The organism is Ignavibacteriales bacterium, from assembly GCA_026390575.1.
Lineage (GTDB): Bacteria > Bacteroidota > Ignavibacteria > UBA10030 > UBA10030 > Fen-1298.
Map to the genome: position 1 here is coordinate 49680 of JAPLFR010000015.1, position 19940 is coordinate 69619.

Sequence of the window (19940 nt, forward strand, 5' to 3'; positions counted from 1 at the left end):
GATCCTCTTAGTTTTCCTCTTCTTGGTGGCATTTGACATCGCATCGCAGACAACGGGCAGCTTCCTGCAGGGCTTCTTCGCCGGAATATCCGCCGAGAACTTCCTGGAAGCTTGAAATGCGCTCCTTGACGGGAAGTTTTTTTGGATCGATTTTTTTGCCGCCTTCCGGTTCAGGGATCACTTCATCTTTGTATTTGAAATCCCTGAATAAACGGTGGAATCGTTTCTCCTTCATGAGATCAATATCGATTGCTTCTGCTGCCTGGCGGGCAAGTCCCATAGCTTCGGAAACCGTTGCCGGTCCGGTCACTGCATCGCCACCTGCATAGACCTTCGATAAGTTGGTACGACAGCTTGGCTGCTGCACTTTGATTGAACCATTCTTTCGGAGTTCCAAGCCGATTTCCTTTGCAGATTCAAATTCAACTTTCTCACCGACGGAAAGAATAATCGTATTGCATTCCACAATTGCTGTCTCGCCGGTTTCTATCGGTTTCTTTCGTCCAGTATTATCAAAGCCATCAAATTTCATTTTGTGAATTTCAAGGCCTGTGACTCTTCCTTTTATATCACTAATGACTCGATGAGGTGCAGACAAAAACATAAATCGGATATTCTCATCTATGGCATCTTTAATTTCATGCGCATTTGCCGGCATTTCATCTTTATCGCGGCGATAGACGATTGTTACATCAGCACCAAGCCGCAGACATGAACGTGCAGCATCAATTGCCACATTGCCAGCGCCGACCACAACCACTTTCTTTCCAACGTGAAGTTTCTTCCCGCTGGCAAATTCCTCAAGGAATTCATAACCTTGAAGAACTCCTGCAAGATGGTTGCCCGGAATATCAAGTTCAATATCTTTCTGGGCACCGATGGCAAGGAAGACAGCATCGTTTTGCTTTTGCAGATTTTTAAAGGACAATTCTTTGCCAATACGCGTATGGAAAACGAACTTGACTCCAAGCTTTTTAAAGAGTTCGAGTTCCTTGTTGAGACCGTCCTTCGGAAGACGATATGCGGGAATTCCATATTGCAGAATTCCACCGGCCTTTGCATGGTTATCATACACGGTGACGCTGTGGCCTAGACGAACAAGAAAATATGCTGCTGTCAATCCTGCAGGTCCTGCCCCAACAATGGCAACTTTCTTCCCAGTAGGTGATAGTTTTTCTTTGATCAGCCGTTGATAAATTTCTCGCTCCTTGCCCATTTTGTACATCGTATCTGCAAGGTAACGGTGAATATCGCCTTGTGAGACCGGATCATCCACCATATCTCTGCGGCATCGCATCTGGCAATGGAAATAGCAAATTCTTCCAACCGTACCCGGCAGGGGATTATCACGCAGTGTCAGTTCAAATGCTTCTTCGATCCGTCCTTCTTTTAACAATTGAAGGTACCCAGGAATATTCATATGCATGGGGCAGCTGTTTTCACAGAGCGCCATAAACAAACTTTCACACACACCGGCTTTACACCGCTTTTGGATTATATGTTTTTCGTATTCATCACGGAAGTAACGCAACGTGCTCAAGACGGGATTCGAACTCGTTTGTCCCAATCCACAAAGCGCAGAATCCCGAATCACATATGCTAATCGCTCAAGTGTGTCGAGATCTTGCATCGTCGCTTCGCCGCGTGTGATTTTATTGAGAAGTGCGAGTGCTTGCGCAAGTCCTTCACGGCAGGGTGTGCACTTCCCGCACGATTCAGAATACGTCACTTCAACGAAGTACCTCGCAACATCCACCATACAATTGTCCTGATCCATCACAACCATACCGCCGGAGCCCATAATTGTGCCCAGCTTTGTGAGGGATTCATAATCAACCGGAGTATTGAAGTGTTCAACCGGGATGCATCCGCCTGATGGACCGCCCGTTTGTACTGCACGAATTTTCTTTTTGTTTCCCGTTCCTTCGCCCATCTGATAGATAATGTTTTCCAGCGGTGTACCAAGCGGCAGTTCAACAAGACCGGTGTTCTTTATTTTTCCGACAAGTGAAAAGACTTTTGTCCCCGTGCTCGTCTGTGTTCCAAACTTTGCAAATGCATCTCCGCCAATCGTGAGAATGAGAGGGATATTAATCCATGTCTCCACATTATTAATATTGGTCGGTTTACCCCAGAGTCCTTTTTGTGCGGGATACGGAGGCCGGGGAAGCGGTCGTCCGGCTCTGCCTTCGATCGAAGCGATGAGAGCAGTTTCCTCGCCGCACACAAATGCACCAGCTCCTTCCACATAGGACATGTCGAAACTAAATGAAGATCCGAAAATATTCTTGCCGAGTATTCCGTATTCCCTCGCAACGGCGACCGCTTTTTTGAATCGTTCTACTGCAAGAGGATACTCTGCGCGCACATACATAATGCCTTCAGAAGCACCCATCACATATGCGCCAATCAGCATTCCCTCTATAAGGGCATGAGGATCGCTTTCAATTTCGTTCCGGTTCATATAAGCGCCGGGATCACCTTCATCCGCGTTGCAGATAATATATTTTTTATCTGTTTCGACTTTCTTCATCATTTCCCATTTGATAGCTGTCGGGAAACCTGCTCCGCCGCGACCGCGCAGTTTGGATTTCTTGACCTCATCGAGAACAGCATCAGGGGTCATTTGTGTTAATGCCTTCATCAAGGCGCTGTACCCGCCAACGGCGATGTATTCTTCAATATCTTCGGGATTAATCAATCCGGAATCGCGAAGGACGATCTTCTTTTGCCCCTTGAAGAATGGAATTTCATTCCATAAAGGAACACTGCTCAGTCCGGTCCCAAACTCTACTCTGGATGTATAGAAATTCCAATTCTCGATTCTACACAGCGCCTTCTTCAGCGGTATCATACCCCTGCACAGACCATCAACAATACTCTCTGCATCTTTTGGGGTTACTTTATGTAAGATGACAAGCGGCTGTCCCGGCACATAACAATTGACAAGAGTCTCTTCGGCACAAAAACCAAAGCAGCCCACAGAGGTAAGTTGTATCTTCGCTCTTTTTGCTTTGATAGCTTTTTGCAGACTTTCGTACACTTCTTTTGCACCATTTCCGAGGCCGCATGTTCCCATGCCGACTGAAATTTTTGGAACAGGAGGAACAAACTTTGCCATTCCCTCGTGCCGCAACTTTTCTAACATTGAAGCTTGCTGTATCTTCATGATTTTTTCTTCTCCTTAGAAATTTTTCCAAGAAGCTTTTGCAGTTTAGCGGTTGTCACATTACTGTAAATGATTCCGTCGATCGCGACGACTGGTGCGAGTGCACATTGGCCGAAACATGCTACCGTGGAAATTGTGAACTGGTTGTCTGGCGTGGTAAAAAAAGATTCTCCTTCTTCAAGCTCTTTACTGCATCCCAGCATGAGTCCCAGATCATCGAGTAACGCTTTTGATCCTTTTGTATGGCAGGCGGTTCCCCGGCAGACAGTGAGAGTATGTTTGCCTTGAGGTTTGAGATTGAAGAATGAAAAAAAAGTGACGACGTTATATACCCGGGAGAGAGGAACGCCGGTCCGGAGTGCAACGTGGTTGAGAGCTTCCTCGGAAAGAAATTTTTGTTCGTTCAGAAGTTGAGTTTCCTCAAGGATACTTAACAATTCCCCATGCTGCCCCTTGTGTTTTGTGACGACTGAATCGATTTCCTGCAATTCCCGCGATAACGTTTGTGTTCCATCCATAATGGCTCCTCATAATATTTTTTCAGTGCGTATCGAGACGATGCGTTATTCTCTGCAACTTTCATTCCAAAAGAAATGAGAGCAAAAGGTCATCATTTTTTTTAGAAATGATATAAAAGCACTTTGAGTTCTTGGTATTCGGAAAGTGAAGCGGCTGGTCATTCACATCGCATAAGTACGGTGTACGCAGAATGCGGTGCTTGATATTGGTGATGTATGAAGATTAGAGAATTCTAAACTTCTTTTATACTCGCAACGTTTTCGCTTGACGATTAATTATTTTAAAAAACGAAAAACGGTTTCCTGGATCAAATTCAACAAGAATATCCTCAAAGGGAACGAGCTGCTTATCAATATATGATGTCACTTTTACTTCATCGAATGCCAATAGGCACGGGTATAATATAAAGAAGAAAGACATAAACAGTTAAACTTTTTCATCGTGTACCGTAAAAATAAAATATATTGAACGGTACTTTTCAAATATTCATTTTATTGTGATGAAAATACAAACAACAAACGTCCTGTTTTCATATAAACCTCAACAATCCATCGACGCGATAGAAATTCTTTGACTGTTGGAAATAGTGTTGTTGAGAATACAAGTTCTCATCTTAACAGTTCGATGAAATAATCTCGTAAGATGAATTTATCTTTTGTTGCCATTGGGTTGATACATTGAATCATCGTTCAAGTTCATACTGAAATAGAAATCATGAGTAGAGAGCTATTTTAGATTCCCGCTTACAGTCCGCGGGAATGACAGAGCCTCCTTTGTCATTCCCGAATGTTTCAATCGGCCTGCCTGCGTGCCGAAGGTACTTCGGCGGGCAGGGAATCTTACTGGGGGCTTAAATAAGATGCCAATCCGACTTTGCCCGACTGCCATATGGCAGTCGCGGTCGCGACTAAAGTCGGATCGAGATCTCGATTCGATGCATACATCGAATCGGACTAAAAGTGTGGTGAGAATCTATCTTTTAAATAATAAACTATGTGAAAATAGAACACTACGAGATCGTTGCTTCAATCGATAAAAATAATTAGTTTATAATAGTATACTCGTAGGCCGGTACATTGTGTACCGGCATTTTTTTTGGAGCACTGTACCTATGAAAGTCTGTTGGTTCTATCGTAAGCAAATATCAGTATATTTCATGCTCTTTGTTTTTGATTTTTCGTTAGCCCTTTCACAATCAATTTCGCTCAATGGAAAAGTTGTCGATGCGTCGACGCATCAACCGGTAGCTCAAGCAATCGTAGAAGTGCTCGAAACAGGGAAGCGAAAGAGCACGGACGATGAAGGTCGTTTTCAGTATGAACAGCTTTCTTCCGGACAATATACACTCTCCGTGCGTCATATTGCCTATGCCCAGACTGAGTGTCGTATCGTTCTTTCTCTTCATCAAAAGGATAGTATCGTCATCAATCTTCGTCCTGCGCTATTTAAGTCTGATGAAGTGGTTGTTCGAAGCACACGTACATCGTCTGTCATGAGCAATATACCATATCCCGTTGTTATTGAAATGAACGACCGTCTCACACAATTTTCCACTGTGACCATCTCCGATGCACTGAGTAAATTGCCAGGTATTGCTCTTGTGCGCGATGGAACATGGGAGACCGCTATTTCGATCCGTGGCATGAGCCGGTCCAATATTGTCTCTTTAATTGATAATACAAGAATTGAAACTGCCAACGATATTGCCGGAGCGCTTTCTCTTATCAACATCCTTGATCTTGAAAGAGTCGAAATACTGAAATCTTCCGGGTCGGTGCTTTATGGAACGGGAGCGCTGGGAGGTGTCTTCCATCTCGTAACAAAGCGTGCCTCGTTCACCGATCAAATGCAGATGAAAGCCGAATTGACAAATAGTGCATCCAGCGTCGATGGAGGATGGTCACAGTATGCGGCTGTTGAAGGTTCGTCAGATCACTATGCAGCGCGAATGAGCGGCGGATACCGAAACGCGGGGAATACTGCCACACCCGACGGTGTTCTTCCGAACTCTCAGTATCATGATTTCAGTCTCACGGGCTCTTTGGGAATAAAAACAATTGATGAACAATCTCTCTTTATTTCTTATCAGCGTTCGCAAGCGGAGGATACCGGTATACCCGGTGGTTCTGCCTTTGGTGCAACATCGGCAGTTCGGTACACACTTGCTCGCCGCGAACTTTTTGCAATAGAATATGACATTCCAAATAGTTTTTCAAGACTGCCGCTGATCGCGTTCCGGATGTCGCGACAGGAAATTGATCGGAATGTTGAGATTATTCAAAGTCCGACACTCACCGTGACGCCGCATGCAATCCATACAACAATGAGCATCCAGCTGGAATCCAAGATAGTTCCAACAACCGATCATCTTCTTGTTCTGGGCGCAGAAGCATGGGAACGAGAATTAGACAGCCGGAGAGAAAAAAACAATAAGAGTGCGGACAAAATTATTGGAGAACGTCCGATTCCTTCATCAAAGTTTTTCAGCGGAGGCATCTATGCACAAGACGAGTGGAGCATCCTGCCCAACAAATTGACAATGACAGTAGGAGCTCGATACGATTGGATTCGTGTCAGCAATGACAAAACATTTAATCCTGAATATGTAATCGTCTCCGGAGTTCTGTATACGAATACTGTAGATTCTACTATTCTCTGGAACGGTAGCTCCGCGCACGATGAATCGTGGAGCGCAAACGCGGGATTGCAGTATGCGCTCAATTCTCATATGGATCTGACGTTTCTTGCAGCAACCGCATTTCGATCTCCTTCACTTGAAGAACGATACCAATTTTTGGATCTTGGGAATGGAAGTGTTCAGGTGGGAAATCCAAATCTCCAACCCGAAAGAAGTCTCTGTTTAAATTCAGGAGTTCATATCCATGCGGATGTTTTAAATATTCGAACGGATTTTTTTTTGAATCAACTGAGGAACCTTGTGAGTGTCGCACCAGGTGTGTTCGAAGGACGTCCAGCCACAATGAATACCAATATTGGAGAAGCCAGATTGTACGGGTATGAGTTTTTCGGTGAAATAGAACTCACAGCGTGGAGCGTTCTGAAAACATCACTGGCGTACGTCCGCGGACAAGATACGCGCAAGCACGCCGATTTGCCTCAGATTGCACCGTTCAACGGGCGAGTTGAATGGAGCAGCTACATCCGGCGTGTTGGTACGATGAGTATTTCTTGCTCAGGTGCTGCTTCACAAGGAAATCTTTCATCAGGAGAAATACACACAGCCGGGTATGCGGTTGTTGACGTCACTATTGTAAGTGTTCCATGGAATATCGGCTGCTGCACATGGACTCTTCGATCTGGGATTCAAAATGTGTTGAACAACGCGTACCAAAATCATCTTTCAACCTTGCGCGGTCTCCTCAAAGAGGAACCTGGCAGGAATTATTTTCTTTCTCTCACCGTTGCTGTATGATGAATTCTTAAGAGGATCAAGAGAATGTTCTGGTTCGCATTAGCTTCCTGCTCTGCACTGCTCTCGGCGGCAGCAGCGGTCATTCAGAAAAAAGTTCTATTTCGGCTCACTGCCCTAGAATTTTCGTTTTTTGTTTCCGTCATCATTTTGATTTTTTCATTATTCATACCATTATCGATGGATGTCACTTCCATCACACCATCAATGTTCTTGATCATCGTCGGAAAAAGTATTCTTGGTGGAGCCGCATTTCTTTTCGTGATGATGTCCTTAGAATATAATCAGATTAGCACTGCGTTACCGATTCTTGGTATGACACCCGCTGTCACGGCCCTTGCCGCCCTGTTGATTATTGGAGAATCACTTCATCAGTGGGAATGGCTGGGGATTGGAATGATGATGGCAGGAACCTATGTTTTAGAAAAGCGTCCGGCGCAAAAATTCTTTCAGCCATTCAAAGAAATGCTTCGCTTAAAAAATCATTACTATATGTACGGTGCGCTCGGGTTGTTTTCGGTTTCATCTGTCTTTGACAAACTTCTTATGAGTGGATATAAAACCGATCCACTTGTCGTCCTCTTCTATCAGCACATTGTCTATTGTGTAATGTTCGGTTCTCTCTTGTTCATTCGCAAACAATCTTTTCAAGCGGCAGTACAAAAAGGAGCGCTCCAACTTCCGTTTATTGTTGCAGTGGCATTTTTAACTATTGCGTATCGCTTTACTCAACTTGAAGCAACAAAATTTGCACCGGTAGCATTGGTATTAGCTGTCAAACGTACTTCCATACTCTATGCATCATTCTATGGCGGTAAAATCTTTTCTGAAGAGAGGCTTGCACAAAAACTTATTGGGGGAGCGCTTATCGTCGGAGCCGGGTTTATCATTCTCAGAAATGTTGGATAGAGTATACTACTGAACTGCTGAAGACTCATCAACTCAATGAGTTACTTCGGTTCCGCGTGAATCATGATTCTTCGCAGCTGTTTGAAATGTCGGAAAAGCACTGCCTCCACGTCCGAAATAATCTGATGTACTTCATCGAGTGTTTTTGTCTTTTCAATCTGACATGTGAGTGTAGCGTTATACTGATGTCCCTCTTTCAGTAAGGTTAAATCCTTGCAGGCAAAAACATCTTTATGCCGTTCTGTCGCTTCTTGGATTTCCTTCGACAGATGTATCTCGGCGTCTGTGACGTCCATGAGAATACGCTCGGATGGATGATATTCTTCCATATGAATCGTTACCTTGCCGATGGAGGGAAGCGCGGTTTGAATTTGCCGCTCAATCTCTGAAGTCATTTCGTGCGCATCGGTAAAACTTTTTCCTTCTGCATATTCCACGTCGAAGTCGATAAAATATTTCCCGTCAGTAAGATGCACTTCGATATTATGCGGTGCACGCAGTCCCTTGTCCATCACAATCATCCGAATTTTATCGATGATGGTTTCATCCTTTGATTCGAATGGTTCCGAGTGCACAACAACATCGGCGTTAGGATGAATGTCATGCACCGCCCGTTCAATGCTGTCCATAATTGCATGAGCACTTTGAAATGGAATTGTCCGGCGAATAGCAACAACGGTATCCACAAACATGTGCGCGCCGGAAGTACGAATGCGTACCTTGCGCAGTTCTTCTACGCCTTCTACTGATTGAATAGTGCGTTCCACTTCTTTCGTTAAACTTTGCGGCACACGATCCATCAGGGCATCAATCGTGCGTCGACCTAACCGATAGCTGACAAATAGCACCAGCAGTGCTACACCGATCGCGGCAACAGCATCAAATTCAGGATATCCAAGCCACACAAAAAATAATCCGCCGATAACTGTCAGCGACGACCAGACATCGCTTGAAAAATGAAGCGCATCGGCCTCAAGCGCCTGACTGTTGTGTTTCCTTGCAACCCGGTACAAAGCGCGTGACCGGCTTGTGTCGATTACAATGGACACACCCATCACAATAAAACTCCAAATATTTGTTTCGACATGGTGAGAATGAGCGAGCAAACGGCTCACACCTTCCCAAACAATCCACGCGCATGTCATGACAAGGAGAAGCGTTTCTATAAACGCAGAAATATTTTCTAACTTCCCATGACCGTAGGGATGATCGTCATCAGCAGGGCGATCTGCAAACGAAACTGCAAACAGTGTAATGATGGCTGCGAGAAGATCAAGTCCGGAGTGCGCCGCTTCGGAGAGAATGCCAAGACTGTTCGTCCATAATCCAATGCCAAGTTTAAAACTTGTCAAGAATACTGCTGCAAGCACTGACGTGAGTGCTATAAATTGTTTTTCTCTGCCGGCTGCGATCTTCATAGATACTTGTGTTCTTATGACCGCTCAATATACAGAGCGTTTCTATAGAGTGCAACGAACATTGCAAAGCACAGTGAGTTTGCATATATTCACAATAATGAAGTAAGAGAATAATGTCACCGCTGCGTATCTAGAACGAAAAGAACAAACAACAATGGGATATCGGATTGAGAACGACCATGCGTATTGCTATCATTTCTGATATTCATTCCAACCTTGAAGCATTAACAAAAGCACTTGAGATTATTGATAGACAATCTGTTGATGAGATTGTTTGTCTTGGCGATATTGTTGGGTACGGCGCGAATCCTAATGAGTGTGTCGAACTGGTGCGTCAACGATGCGATACTGTCATCAAAGGCAATCATGAAGATGCCGTCGAAAATATTTCTCAAACAGAATTCTTCAACGACGATGCACGCGCCGCAATCTTATGGACACAAAAGCAATTGACGGAAAAGAATTTCGAGTATCTCCGTACACTTCCTCTTTCTCACAAAGCCGATGATCTTCTCTTTGTGCACGCCTCGCCATGTCAACCTGCAGAATGGCATTATATTCTTGATACCTATGGTGCGTCTGCTGAATTTCATTGTTTTTCAGAATTGATTTGTTTCATCGGTCATACACACACTCCCGAAATATTCTCAACCGGTGGACGGGGAAGCAAGATGACAAAAGAAGAACGTTTGATCATCAATGTAGGAAGTATCGGCCAACCGCGTGATCGGAATTCAGATTTGAGTTTTGGCGTTTTTGATACCGATACGTGGTCATACGAAAATATCCGCAGTCCGTACGATATGCACACAGCTGCACGAAAAATATTGAACAGTACACTACCCCCAAAACTGGGACATCGATTGTTCATGGGAATATGATTGAATTTCGAATCGAGCGTGGGCAATGATGAATAACGATTGAACATTCCAGCGACAATAAAAGAGAGAGCGAGGGAGAGAGTGCAAAGTGAATGGGGAGTTTAATCTACAGTGATGCCGCGCTCTTTTGCGTAATCGTGCAGCTTTTCCTCCAGTATTTTCCTGCCGCGATGCAAACGAGAACGGACAGTACCGATTGGGCAATTCAAAAAATCTGATATTTCTTCATACGTCAGTTGTTCAATATCGCACAAAATGACCACAGTTCGAAAATCTTCCGGCAAAGATTGCAGCGCGCCGGTCACTTCGTCACTCAGCATATTACTGTACATTCGTTTCTGCAGATCGTTGGAATCTGTACTGTCGTCGCGAATGGAATCATAAAAATTTTCAACGTCATCGTAGTCAACCATTCCCGGCTCGCGTGTTTCTTTACGATAACGGTTGATGTAGGAGTTTTTCATGATGCGGAAGAGCCACGCGCGAATGTTTGTTCCTTTCTCGTACTTATCCCAAAAGCGGAATGCTTTCATAAACGTTTCCTGCAGAAGGTCTTTCGCGTCATCTGCATCACCTGTGGTGCGTAATGCAAAGTTGAGCAAAATATCCTTGTGCGGAAACGCTTCCGCTTCAAATTCCGCCTGCCGTTTGCGGAGCGCGTGAGAGGCAGTAGGGTCAGCTACGCTATCTGTGTGTTTGTGAGCCATCCTGTTCACTTGTGCTTTAAGAGCAGCGACAACTCGTTTGCAGAAAATGAATGATCAAGTTTGATTCTCTTCGCTTCAAGCTCCGCTCCCTTTGCATCTACATCTTCCTCTAATGCCGTGAAAGTACTGAGATCGCCAACCTCTACAATCGTAGCAATCTGTTCCAGTGAATCTGTTGATTCGTCCCTTCGTGTTTCAAAGTTGATACCGACATCGACTCGGATTGGAGCAGTTTGATTGTCCGACTGTAGTACTGCATTCCGAATGATATGATCACATCCTAATTTCATATTGAATGGAATTTGTTCATACACCGCGGTGTCTGCATGCGCACTCTCGCCAGTAGCGATTGCGTACAGCGTCGTTAACAGTGCAATACAATTCAATTTACGAATAAAAAATTTATTGAGATCGCCTTTCCATCCGCCGGATTCGACCAGCACCGTGCTTGTGCCCCATTTCTGAATATTATCGCCAAACGCGCGCGGTTCGAACGTATCGTCCCATTTTGCCACAAAGCCGGGAATAAATAGAGCTAAAATTTGTGCACATATAGAAGCAACTTTTTTTGCCCTTATTCGCACCGGAGTATCTGAACGCGATTCGTCTGTAGAAGGAGCAAGCAATGCGATTGCGGTGATTTTTTTCGTAGTACCGACTGTCAGCCGCGTATCTTGATCGTGAAGATTAAATCCGTATTCCGGCTGATATTTAATGCATGCTTCTTTTAGAATTCGAGCTTCTGGAGTTTCTAGTGCTAACGCATCACGGTTCAAATCCACGAGTTGAGCTGTCCGGCGAGTGAATCGTTCGGCTCCATCAGGGTTCAGCATCGGAATCATCAGCAGGTTCAATTTTTCCCGGATGGTGTTCGTTACAATATGGTCCGGATGCTTCGTGAAGAAGTTGAATATATCTATAAGTGCCATGGTCGCTGTCGGTTCATCGCCGTGCATTTGCGACCAGAGCATTGCTTTCGTTAATCCAGTTCCTATTGAATAGAGGGAGATTGTTCTGCCTTCACCCGATGTTCCTAAGGGCATTTTGGTGAACAGATTTTGCTCTTTAAACGACCGAAGCCATTTCATCATTTCCGCGTGTGTGATTCGGCACGAAATAATTTCAGCCGCCTTGAAAGAATCGTATGAATCGAACAATTCGCGTGCAATATTTTGTGCAGCTGGTTGAATCAATGTTGTCATGCTGGGAACTATTTACAATTGAAAGTTAATTCCATGTTCTCGTAGTTATAAGATAGCGCATTCTTCTATTCTTTGCACCGATTTTCTGTTTTCTTGTTTGTGTTGAAAAAAAACAAATTTCAAAAATGGAAACGTATGTTGACATTCAGATGGTCATTCTTTATATTGGCGTCAGCGTGAAACTTCCATTCTGACCACACACGTAAGGAGAATTTCAATGTCAGACATTTCATTAGACGCACTTGGCATGGTCGAAACCAAAGGACTTGTCGGCGCTATCGAAGCAGCCGATGCAATGGTCAAGGCGGCTAAAGTGACACTGATCGGTAAAGAACAAATCGGCGGCGGATATGTCACCGTTATGGTACGCGGCGATGTTGGTGCCGTGAAAGCAGCAACCGATGCCGGAGCGGCAGCGGCACAGCGCGTTGGCGAGTTGGTATCGGTGCATGTTATTCCGCGTCCGCACAGTGATGTGGAAACCATTCTCCCTAAACGTCCAGCGCAAAAATAATTATTTCTGAATCATAATCCCGAATGATTGTACACCGTCGGGATTTTTTTATCGGATCATCATGCATGGTTGACTACGCTCTCGGCTTAGTGGAGACCAAAGGACTTGTTGCCGCCATTGAAGCGGCTGACACAATGGTGAAAACTGCCAATGTCATTCTGGTTGGTAAGGAGATAACACGAGGTGCGCTCGTCACAATCAAAGTCGTCGGCGACACTGCAGCAGTGCGTTCCGCAGTTGAAGCCGGAGCAGCGGCGGCACAACGTGTTGGCGAACTTATTTCTCAGCACATCATTCCACGCCCTGGAGACGGACTGGAAGAACTGATCTTTGCAAAAAGTCAACTCTCGCAGAATGATGTAGAAAGAATTCTCAACGGGGAAACAGCGGTCTCAGAAAAAAAGGACTTTCCTCTTCAGGAAGAAGAACCGATCGCGCCACAAAGCGAGAATATTCAAGAGGCCGGTGAAGAGCCCAAGGAAGAACAGGCTCCAGAAGAAGTGTATACAATGCCGGAAGGATTGAGTCCGGAACTGCAAGCGTACTTCAAAGAGTTAGATAGTATGACGGTGCATGAACTACGCCGTCTTGCGCGGACTCTTGAAGGGCTTTCGATTTATGGCAGACAGATTTCGCGAGCCAATAAAAAAGAATTAATGGAAGAGTTGCTGAAAGTAAGGAAAGCATAGCATTCAGAATTCAGTCATCAGCTGTTAGTTCCCCGATCATATATTACCGCTTTCAACGTTGACTTCTAACCTCTCCCAATTGCTTGTCTTCGTAAAAAAAATACATGGGCATAATAATTTTAAAAAAGAAAAATGATTTATATACCGACAATCCATGATGCCTTTCTTGAAAATAGTTTTGAATGCATATGAAAACAATTGAAGTGCCTGCATATATCAAGGGATTAATATTTGATTGTGACGGAACATTGATAGACTCAATGCCTCTCCACATGAAAGCGTGGGAGCATGCTATCACGCAAGCAGATGGAGAATGGGATTATGATTTTATCTTCTCCAAGAAAGGGATGCAAGGCAAAGACATTCTTGCATCATATAATGAATCTTTTGGAATGAATCTGGATGTTGAATACACAGCGCGCTTAAAACAAGAATATTTCCGAAAGTATTGTGCGGAGATGAAACCGATCGATGCGGTTGTCAATGTTGTGCACCGGTATGCATCACGGCTTCCGATGGCGATTGCTTCCGGCGGGTCACGAGAAAATGTATTGCTCTCATTAGAATTGATTGGGATCAAAGAATACTTTACAGTTATTATCACTGCTGATGATAAAGATGTTCCACCGAAACCATCGCCGGAAATATTTTTGGAAGCCGCTCGGCGTATTCATGTAAATCCGCAGTTATGTCAAGTGTTTGAAGACGGGGATATTGGGCTGAAAGCGGCACGCATGGCAGGCATGGTAGCAACTGATATCCGTGAGTCGTAAAGAAAAGGGTATTTCTTTAACTACAAAAATCTACATGAATATCATCGTAGCTCTTTTTGTCCCAGCCGATCCACCTCCTCGGCACGTTGCTAATGACTTTCTATCTTCTTAGTTTTCAATGAGCTTTATGTATAAGCCAATACGGCCTCAATAACGATTAGATCCTAGGCCGCGCAGTTTTTCTGTCGGAGTTTCTTTGGTTATAAAATTTATTTCATTCCATTAGGAAATCATGAAACAAAATAAGAGAGTCCTTAAAATGTGGCAGATAATTCTGTAGTGCTTTACCGGTATAAAGAAAAAGTGATCGCGATACCAAGGTCACTTAAGGACCAAAAGACTGAAGGATGAGCGATGAGAGAAATTCTATTATTTATAATGCCTGTTCCTATTTTGTTTTATTTCCTGCTGGCGACAATTATTTTTTATAGAATGAACCAGAGACGGAGAGGTAAAATCATGCTGTGGATCGCAGGGTTATGGTTCCTGGTAACAACAACTGCACCTGTACCGCAAGTACTTGTTCAATCGTTTGAAAATCAATATTCTCAGATATCAAATGATGTTCTCAAGAAACTTACCGGCTCATGTAATATTCTTGTCCTGGGCAGTGGACATTCGGATGATAAAAGCCTTTCTCCTAATAACCAGCTTGGAACAACTGCACTCGAAAGGTTGGTGGAAGGAATCCGTATTAAAAAAATGATCCCCCACAGCAAGTTAATATTGTCCGGGTACGGTTATCGATCCGAGCTGTCCCATGCTCTTGTGCTCTACCGTACAGCTCTCTCGCTCGGTGTGGATTCAGCTTCGATGTCGACCCTGCCCTTGCCGAGTGACACAAGGATGGAGGCAGACGAGTATATAAGAAACTTCGGCAATAAAGATAATCTTATTCTTGTTACGAGCTCTATCCACATGCCAAGAGCTATGACGCTTTTCAAAAAAGCTGGGTTGAATCCAGTCCCGGCACCAACAGCATTTATAATCAAACACGAATCACAGAAATATCCCGGTTGCCTGGTGCCTTCATCGAGGAATGTTATGATGATGGAGGAAATAATGTATGCGTATGTTGGGATGATTTGGAGTTGGATGGGATGCGATGAGAGGAGTAGGAAGTAGGTGGTAATGAGTTCTCACTGAATAAGTTTCCAAGACGGCGAAGGAATCAATTACTAAGAATCGAAAGTAGTATACTACTCAAGATGGTAGTGGTGCATTTTCAATTTACAAAATGAAGTGCATGGTTGAGAATCGGGAACTTATAAGAAATGTTTGATCGGGAAAATCAAACTTAGGGTAGCGCGAGTGAAATTTTAATGGCTTTATTTACCTGTTCCATGTCTGTAGCCGACAGAGAACCCCACTTATCAAGTAGGCGAATATTTTTATCAAGGGTTCGTATTTGTCCACAGTCCACATAGCTGTCTTCTTTTAATCCCCCCTTACCCTTCTTTAAAAAAGCCATTATTGGCAAGGGTTTAGTAATTTCTTTTACACTCGAAATGGGCGCAATAATAGTTACTGGACTAAATTTATTTCCAGTGTCATTTTGGATAATTAAAGCGGGTCTTTTCTTTTTAACTTCTGCCCCTACTGTAGGATCAAGATTAACCTCATACACATCACCTCTCAATAGGGGCTCAATTAGTCCAGTCATATTATTCTGCGTCTGCAAACTTCCATTCTTCATTCATTTTGAAATAATATTCTTCGTTTGCCTTGTACCCTTCTTCAAGTTCTCTCTGAATTTTTTCTGTTTCATATCTTTTCAAGAACTCTTCTAAGGCTATTCTTATTGTTTCGCTTAACGAAGAGTTAAGGTCTTCTGCGACTTGGTTGGCGCGAAAATATAATTCGGGAGAAGTTTGAAAATTTATTTTTTTCCATGTTGTGACAACAGTTTCTGCGTTCATAAGTCCTCCGATGTTCTACAAATAATACAATACTACCACCAAATATTACAACGAATATTTACACAAAAAGTTCCACAAAAATCTATGTGTAAATATTAATATATAAACAACATAAAAAATATATTATTACGTCTACTCAATGTCAAGTAAAAAATAGCCAAATATTAATTAAGCCGCTTTTTTGTCTGTTTTTGGCATACCTACGAACTCTCCCCATGTCCAAATGTGATTTGTGACGCTTGCCTGTATTGCGGGTGTAATTCTAAGTGTTTGATGAATCCGCATAAAATTATAATGGAAGAAATGCAATGTGATTGCCGCTTTATGATTATCAAGTTTCTTGCTGAATGCGTTTGTAAGTCTTGTAAGCCGTCGCATGTTCATTCTTATGGTAAGATTTTATCTTTCAATATGAGATGTGCTAATTCGATTATTTTTACTGTTGAATTTTTTGCAGACTCTACCTCTTTTTTTCTGTTACCGTAAAGTCCTCTCGCGGAATCATTGCATCAAGATCGAATTTTGCCATGCCCTTTTTCCTTTTTGGTTGCCATTGTAACGGGGGATTCAAAACAATATCATATTTATGATTATTAACTGCAAGATTGGTTTTCATAGTGTCTTTTCTGGTTAATTATTGTTTAGATTTCAAAATGCACCACTACCCGTTTGTTTGACTGTTTGATTGTCTTCATATAAAAAATTATATTGATACAGAATTCTTGCGGGAGTCATTCCCCGCTCAAAAGCAGCGGGGCAGGCAGCGGTAGCCCGCCAAAAAGATCGCGGGTAAAAATGCCAGCTTCTTCGAAAACTGCCCGCGAACGTTTTATGTGAGCGGATGCAGTTTTCAGAATCCCGCTTCTTTTTAGCGGGACCAAGCTGGGTGATAAAAGTTCTTTTGATAAATAAAATTTAGTTGCGGGCGTAACTCAGTTGGTAGAGTGTCAGCTTCCCAAGCTGAATGTCGCGAGTTCGAACCTCGTCGCCCGCTCAGAAAATGATACGAGTTAGCGTTTGTTTGCTAACTCGTTTTTTGTTTTGGTAGATTCTAAAATACTGTAACATCTTTATTTTAAATTATGTCTAAAACTATCAGTCCCGCCATACTTGCCGCACAAAACTTAGCCGTTCAGTATGGATCGCAGGTTGTGCTCAAGAATGCAACGTTGAACATTCACCAGACAGACCGGATTGGGCTGATCGGCAATAATGGTTCAGGCAAATCGACACTGCTTAAAATAATTGCCGGCGAGATGGAGCCGGACTCAGGATCGATCTCGCGGCGCAGGGATATTATTATCGGGTACCTTCCGCAGAATTTTCAACTTGATCCCACGAAATCTGTGTACGAAAATATTGTCGAAGGTGCGCACGATGTTATTGATATTCTGAGAGAATACGAAAGCCTGCCGCCGACTTCCGAGAAACGCCACGTGCTGGAAGAGCAAATCCTGCATCGTGACGGATGGAATCTTGAAAATAGAATTGAAACAGCGATGCATTCGCTCAATGTACCGGTCAAGCAGCGCGCAATTGATACGCTCTCTGGAGGGGAAAAGAGACGTGTTGCATTGTGTAAAGCAATCATCTCGCGCCCCGATTTCCTTATTCTTGATGAACCAACGAATCATCTCGACACACAATCGATTGAATGGATAGAAGAATATCTTGAGAATTATTCCGGCGCATGTCTCTTCGTTACGCACGACAGATATTTCTTAGATTCGATTGCAAATAGAATTGTCGAACTTGTCAACGGCGAGTGTTATTCCCACGATGGCAATTATGATGACTTTTTGATAGACAAAGCAGAGCGGGAAATGCAATTAGAAACTGAAGAGAAAAAGCGGGCCAGCTTTTTGCGCCGGGAACTCGCATGGGTTCGCCGCGGAGCGAGGGCTCGAAGAACTAAAGCAAAGAGCCGGCTCAATGCATATTTTGAAGCTGTAGATCAAAAAGGACCGGATGTTGAAGCAGAAGTGGAGTTGATTATTCCCCCAGCGCCGGGACTCGGTGCGACAATCTTAAATTTGAAACAGATAGGAATGGAATTAGGTGGAAAGAAATTGTTTGAAGGGCTTGATTTCAATTTTGACAGGAAACGGAAATTAGGAATCATCGGACGGAACGGCCTTGGTAAAACAACATTGTTGAGAATTATTTTAGGAGAACTCAACGCTGCCACAGGCAGCGTTGTTGTTGGCGAAAGAACGGTATTCAATTATATCGATCAATCGCGTGTGGCGCTGAACGATGAAAATACCGTAGTCCAGGAACTTGGTGAAGGACGTGAATGGATACTGTTTGGCGGCGAACAGATGAAAGTGTGGACATATTTGCGGCGGTTCCTTTTTGCCGATGACCGCATGAATACAAAAGTGGAAAAACTTTCCGGCGGAGAACGCAGTCGGTTACTGCTTGCAAAGGTATTAAAGAATGGCGGAAATTTTTTAATTCTCGACGAACCGACAAACGATCTGGATCTTGCCACGCTCCGCATTCTAGAAGAAGCGCTCGCCGCATTTGATGGATGTGTTATTGCTGTCAGTCACGACAGGTATTTCTTGAACCGTGTCTGCAACGGCATCCTTGCGTTTGAAGGTGACGGAAACGTGCACTTCAGCGAAGGCGATTATAGCTATTATCTAGAAAAGCGGACTATAAGAGAGGCAGAAGCGTCGGCTCATTCTATAAAATCTGATCTGCCGGAAAAGCAAGAAGTGCGCCAAAAAACTCAAACAAATAAACTGAAATGGAAAGAAGCGAAGGAGCTTGAGAAGATTGAAAGTGATATTATGCATGCCGAATCGGAAGTCTCGCGGATCGAAGCGATATTTGCCTCTCCTGATTTCTACGAGAAACGCGGTGAGCAAACCGTTCAATTAACGGAAGAGCTTACAGCTGCGAAAATATTACTTGAGCGTCTTTATAGACGATGGCATGAGCTTGAAGAAATAAAAGCAGGGAACAGGGAATAATGAATCTGCTAGCAATAAAATTTCATTTTCTGTACCGTTAAGTAATCATAATCCAGCTTCTCACATCAACCAATAATTTAATAGGAGGAACCATGAAAAAAGTACTCATTGGTTTTGTCGTTACGTTTATTCTTTTGGAAGTGCTGGATATTCTCGTTCATGGCGTAATACTTATGAACGTGTATCAAGCCACACAAAGTGTTTGGCGGCCGGACATGATGCAAAAGATGTGGATTTTACACATCGTAAAAATAGTGGTTGCCTTTCTTGTGACGTTTATCTTCTCGAAGGGATATGAAGGAAAAGGAATCATCGAGGGCTTGCGTTATGGTTTCTATATAGGTGTGTTAATCAGTATCGGCATGGCGTACGGCACATATGCAATGATTGCCATTCCTTATTCGCTTGCGCTCCAATGGTTTATTTATGGTGTGATCGAATATATAATTGTCGGTGTTGCGCTTGCACTCGTGTTTGGGAAGAAAGCAACGCCCGCGGCTTAGGAGAAATAAGGAAGGAGATTGTGTTTTTCATGCCCGGTTAAATACCGGGCTTTTTTTTCGTAGAGGGCTATTTTCAAATAGTTTATTTGTTAAAAGATAAATTCCCGATAGTCCCGTCCCGATTGTCCGAGACAATCGAGATAAGTCGAGGCTGTCTAAAAAGTCCGGAGTTGTCATGCTGAACTCGTTTCAGCATCTGTTTTTTGTAAAAAATTAGACACCGAAACAAGTTCGGGGTGACATTTTCTTTCTTTTTGGTCAACCTCGAGATCTCGATAAAGTCGGACGGGAATCTAAAATAGCCCACTACCTTTTTTTACCTGACA

The 19940-nt window shown here is 43.5% G+C and carries 16 protein-coding genes, 1 tRNA gene and 2 pseudogenes; 10 read left to right on the forward strand and 9 right to left on the reverse strand.

Annotation, left to right across the window (positions count from 1 at the left end; genetic code table 11):
* Positions 1–7: 7 nt before the first annotated feature.
* Entirely contained in the window at positions 8–3169 is a 3162-nt protein-coding gene (locus NTX44_11455; GenBank protein ID MCX6122218.1) for an FAD-dependent oxidoreductase, read from the reverse strand.
* On the reverse strand, positions 3166–3687 hold the full coding sequence (locus tag NTX44_11460; GenBank protein ID MCX6122219.1) for an NAD(P)H-dependent oxidoreductase subunit E: 522 nt from the start codon (positions 3685–3687) through the stop codon (positions 3166–3168). The genes NTX44_11455 and NTX44_11460 overlap by 4 nt, the downstream gene beginning before the upstream one ends.
* A gap of 1112 nt (positions 3688–4799) precedes the next feature.
* Here NTX44_11460 and NTX44_11465 point away from each other — a divergent pair.
* Both NTX44_11465 and NTX44_11470 read left to right on the forward strand, forming a co-directional pair.
* Positions 4800–7121 (forward strand): TonB-dependent receptor, encoded by a 2322-nt coding sequence (locus NTX44_11465; protein ID MCX6122220.1) that lies wholly within the window; start codon positions 4800–4802, stop codon positions 7119–7121.
* Between the two features lie 24 nt (positions 7122–7145).
* Entirely contained in the window at positions 7146–8027 is an 882-nt protein-coding gene (locus tag NTX44_11470; protein ID MCX6122221.1) for an EamA family transporter, read from the forward strand.
* A 41-nt stretch (positions 8028–8068) separates the two neighbouring features.
* On the opposite strand, the gene NTX44_11475 is transcribed toward NTX44_11470, so the two are convergent.
* Positions 8069–9445 carry a cation diffusion facilitator family transporter gene (locus NTX44_11475; protein MCX6122222.1) on the reverse strand — a complete coding sequence of 459 codons (1377 nt, stop codon included), beginning with the start codon at positions 9443–9445 and terminating at the stop codon, positions 8069–8071.
* Between the two features lie 179 nt (positions 9446–9624).
* Here NTX44_11475 and NTX44_11480 point away from each other — a divergent pair, with 179 nt between their 5' ends.
* Entirely contained in the window at positions 9625–10326 is a 702-nt protein-coding gene (locus NTX44_11480; protein ID MCX6122223.1) for a metallophosphoesterase family protein, read from the forward strand.
* A gap of 101 nt (positions 10327–10427) precedes the next feature.
* On the opposite strand, the gene NTX44_11485 is transcribed toward NTX44_11480, so the two are convergent.
* A complete protein-coding gene (locus tag NTX44_11485) occupies positions 10428–11033 on the reverse strand; it encodes a sigma-70 family RNA polymerase sigma factor (GenBank protein ID MCX6122224.1) in 606 nt (201 codons plus the stop codon).
* A 5-nt stretch (positions 11034–11038) separates the two neighbouring features.
* Positions 11039–12235 (reverse strand): M14 family zinc carboxypeptidase, encoded by a 1197-nt coding sequence (locus NTX44_11490; protein MCX6122225.1) that lies wholly within the window; start codon positions 12233–12235, stop codon positions 11039–11041.
* A 226-nt stretch (positions 12236–12461) separates the two neighbouring features.
* On the opposite strand from NTX44_11490, the gene eutM reads away from it, so the two are divergent.
* From eutM to NTX44_11510, 4 genes and pseudogenes are all read left to right on the forward strand, one after another.
* Positions 12462–12749 carry an ethanolamine utilization microcompartment protein EutM gene (gene eutM, locus NTX44_11495; GenBank protein ID MCX6122226.1) on the forward strand — a complete coding sequence of 96 codons (288 nt, stop codon included), beginning with the start codon at positions 12462–12464 and terminating at the stop codon, positions 12747–12749.
* A gap of 65 nt (positions 12750–12814) precedes the next feature.
* A pseudogene (locus tag NTX44_11500) lies at positions 12815–13075 on the forward strand (BMC domain-containing protein).
* Positions 13076–13626: 551 nt separating this feature from the next.
* A complete protein-coding gene (locus NTX44_11505; protein ID MCX6122227.1) occupies positions 13627–14211 on the forward strand; it encodes an HAD family phosphatase in 585 nt (194 codons plus the stop codon).
* Positions 14212–14565: 354 nt separating this feature from the next.
* The gene (locus NTX44_11510; GenBank protein MCX6122228.1) at positions 14566–15336 is read left to right on the forward strand and encodes a YdcF family protein; all 771 of its coding nucleotides are present in this window, start codon (positions 14566–14568) and stop codon (positions 15334–15336) included.
* Positions 15337–15508: 172 nt separating this feature from the next.
* Here the strand turns inward: NTX44_11510 and NTX44_11515 are convergent, their stop codons facing one another.
* From NTX44_11515 to NTX44_11530, 4 genes and pseudogenes are all read right to left on the reverse strand, one after another.
* Positions 15509–15874, reverse strand: coding sequence for a type II toxin-antitoxin system PemK/MazF family toxin (locus NTX44_11515; GenBank protein ID MCX6122229.1), 366 nt, complete (start codon positions 15872–15874; stop codon positions 15509–15511).
* Between the two features lies 1 nt (position 15875).
* Positions 15876–16130, reverse strand: coding sequence for a hypothetical protein (locus NTX44_11520; protein ID MCX6122230.1), 255 nt, complete (start codon positions 16128–16130; stop codon positions 15876–15878).
* Positions 16131–16349: 219 nt separating this feature from the next.
* Positions 16350–16571 (reverse strand): annotated as a pseudogene (locus tag NTX44_11525) (IS1 family transposase).
* Positions 16572–16590: 19 nt separating this feature from the next.
* The gene (locus tag NTX44_11530) at positions 16591–16746 is read right to left on the reverse strand and encodes a hypothetical protein (protein ID MCX6122231.1); all 156 of its coding nucleotides are present in this window, start codon (positions 16744–16746) and stop codon (positions 16591–16593) included.
* Between the two features lie 305 nt (positions 16747–17051).
* Here NTX44_11530 and NTX44_11535 point away from each other — a divergent pair.
* The 3 genes from NTX44_11535 (at position 17052) to NTX44_11545 (ending at position 19614) form a co-directional block, all read left to right on the forward strand.
* Positions 17052–17124: transfer RNA gene (locus NTX44_11535), tRNA-Gly, on the forward strand.
* Positions 17125–17212: 88 nt separating this feature from the next.
* Positions 17213–19111 (forward strand): ABC-F family ATP-binding cassette domain-containing protein, encoded by a 1899-nt coding sequence (locus NTX44_11540; protein MCX6122232.1) that lies wholly within the window; start codon positions 17213–17215, stop codon positions 19109–19111.
* A 92-nt stretch (positions 19112–19203) separates the two neighbouring features.
* Positions 19204–19614: a hypothetical protein gene (locus NTX44_11545; GenBank protein ID MCX6122233.1), complete on the forward strand. Its 411-nt coding sequence runs from the start codon at positions 19204–19206 to the stop codon at positions 19612–19614.
* Positions 19615–19940 lie beyond the last annotated feature (326 nt).

Bases quoted from the DNA above. Each gene is read 5' to 3' on its own strand.
- NTX44_11455 (MCX6122218.1), bottom strand. From the start codon at position 3,169: ATGAAGATACAGCAAGCTTCAATGTTAGAAAAGTTGCGGCACGAGGGA.
- NTX44_11460 (MCX6122219.1), bottom strand. From the start codon at position 3,687: ATGGATGGAACACAAACGTTATCGCGGGAATTGCAGGAAATCGATTCA.
- NTX44_11465 (MCX6122220.1), top strand. From the start codon at position 4,800: ATGAAAGTCTGTTGGTTCTATCGTAAGCAAATATCAGTATATTTCATG.
- NTX44_11470 (MCX6122221.1), top strand. From the start codon at position 7,146: ATGTTCTGGTTCGCATTAGCTTCCTGCTCTGCACTGCTCTCGGCGGCA.
- NTX44_11475 (MCX6122222.1), bottom strand. From the start codon at position 9,445: ATGAAGATCGCAGCCGGCAGAGAAAAACAATTTATAGCACTCACGTCA.
- NTX44_11480 (MCX6122223.1), top strand. From the start codon at position 9,625: ATGCGTATTGCTATCATTTCTGATATTCATTCCAACCTTGAAGCATTA.
- NTX44_11485 (MCX6122224.1), bottom strand. From the start codon at position 11,033: ATGGCTCACAAACACACAGATAGCGTAGCTGACCCTACTGCCTCTCAC.
- NTX44_11490 (MCX6122225.1), bottom strand. From the start codon at position 12,235: ATGACAACATTGATTCAACCAGCTGCACAAAATATTGCACGCGAATTG.
- NTX44_11505 (MCX6122227.1), top strand. From the start codon at position 13,627: ATGAAAACAATTGAAGTGCCTGCATATATCAAGGGATTAATATTTGAT.
- NTX44_11510 (MCX6122228.1), top strand. From the start codon at position 14,566: ATGAGAGAAATTCTATTATTTATAATGCCTGTTCCTATTTTGTTTTAT.
- NTX44_11515 (MCX6122229.1), bottom strand. From the start codon at position 15,874: ATGACTGGACTAATTGAGCCCCTATTGAGAGGTGATGTGTATGAGGTT.
- NTX44_11520 (MCX6122230.1), bottom strand. From the start codon at position 16,130: ATGAACGCAGAAACTGTTGTCACAACATGGAAAAAAATAAATTTTCAA.
- NTX44_11530 (MCX6122231.1), bottom strand. From the start codon at position 16,746: ATGAAAACCAATCTTGCAGTTAATAATCATAAATATGATATTGTTTTG.
- NTX44_11540 (MCX6122232.1), top strand. From the start codon at position 17,213: ATGTCTAAAACTATCAGTCCCGCCATACTTGCCGCACAAAACTTAGCC.
- NTX44_11545 (MCX6122233.1), top strand. From the start codon at position 19,204: ATGAAAAAAGTACTCATTGGTTTTGTCGTTACGTTTATTCTTTTGGAA.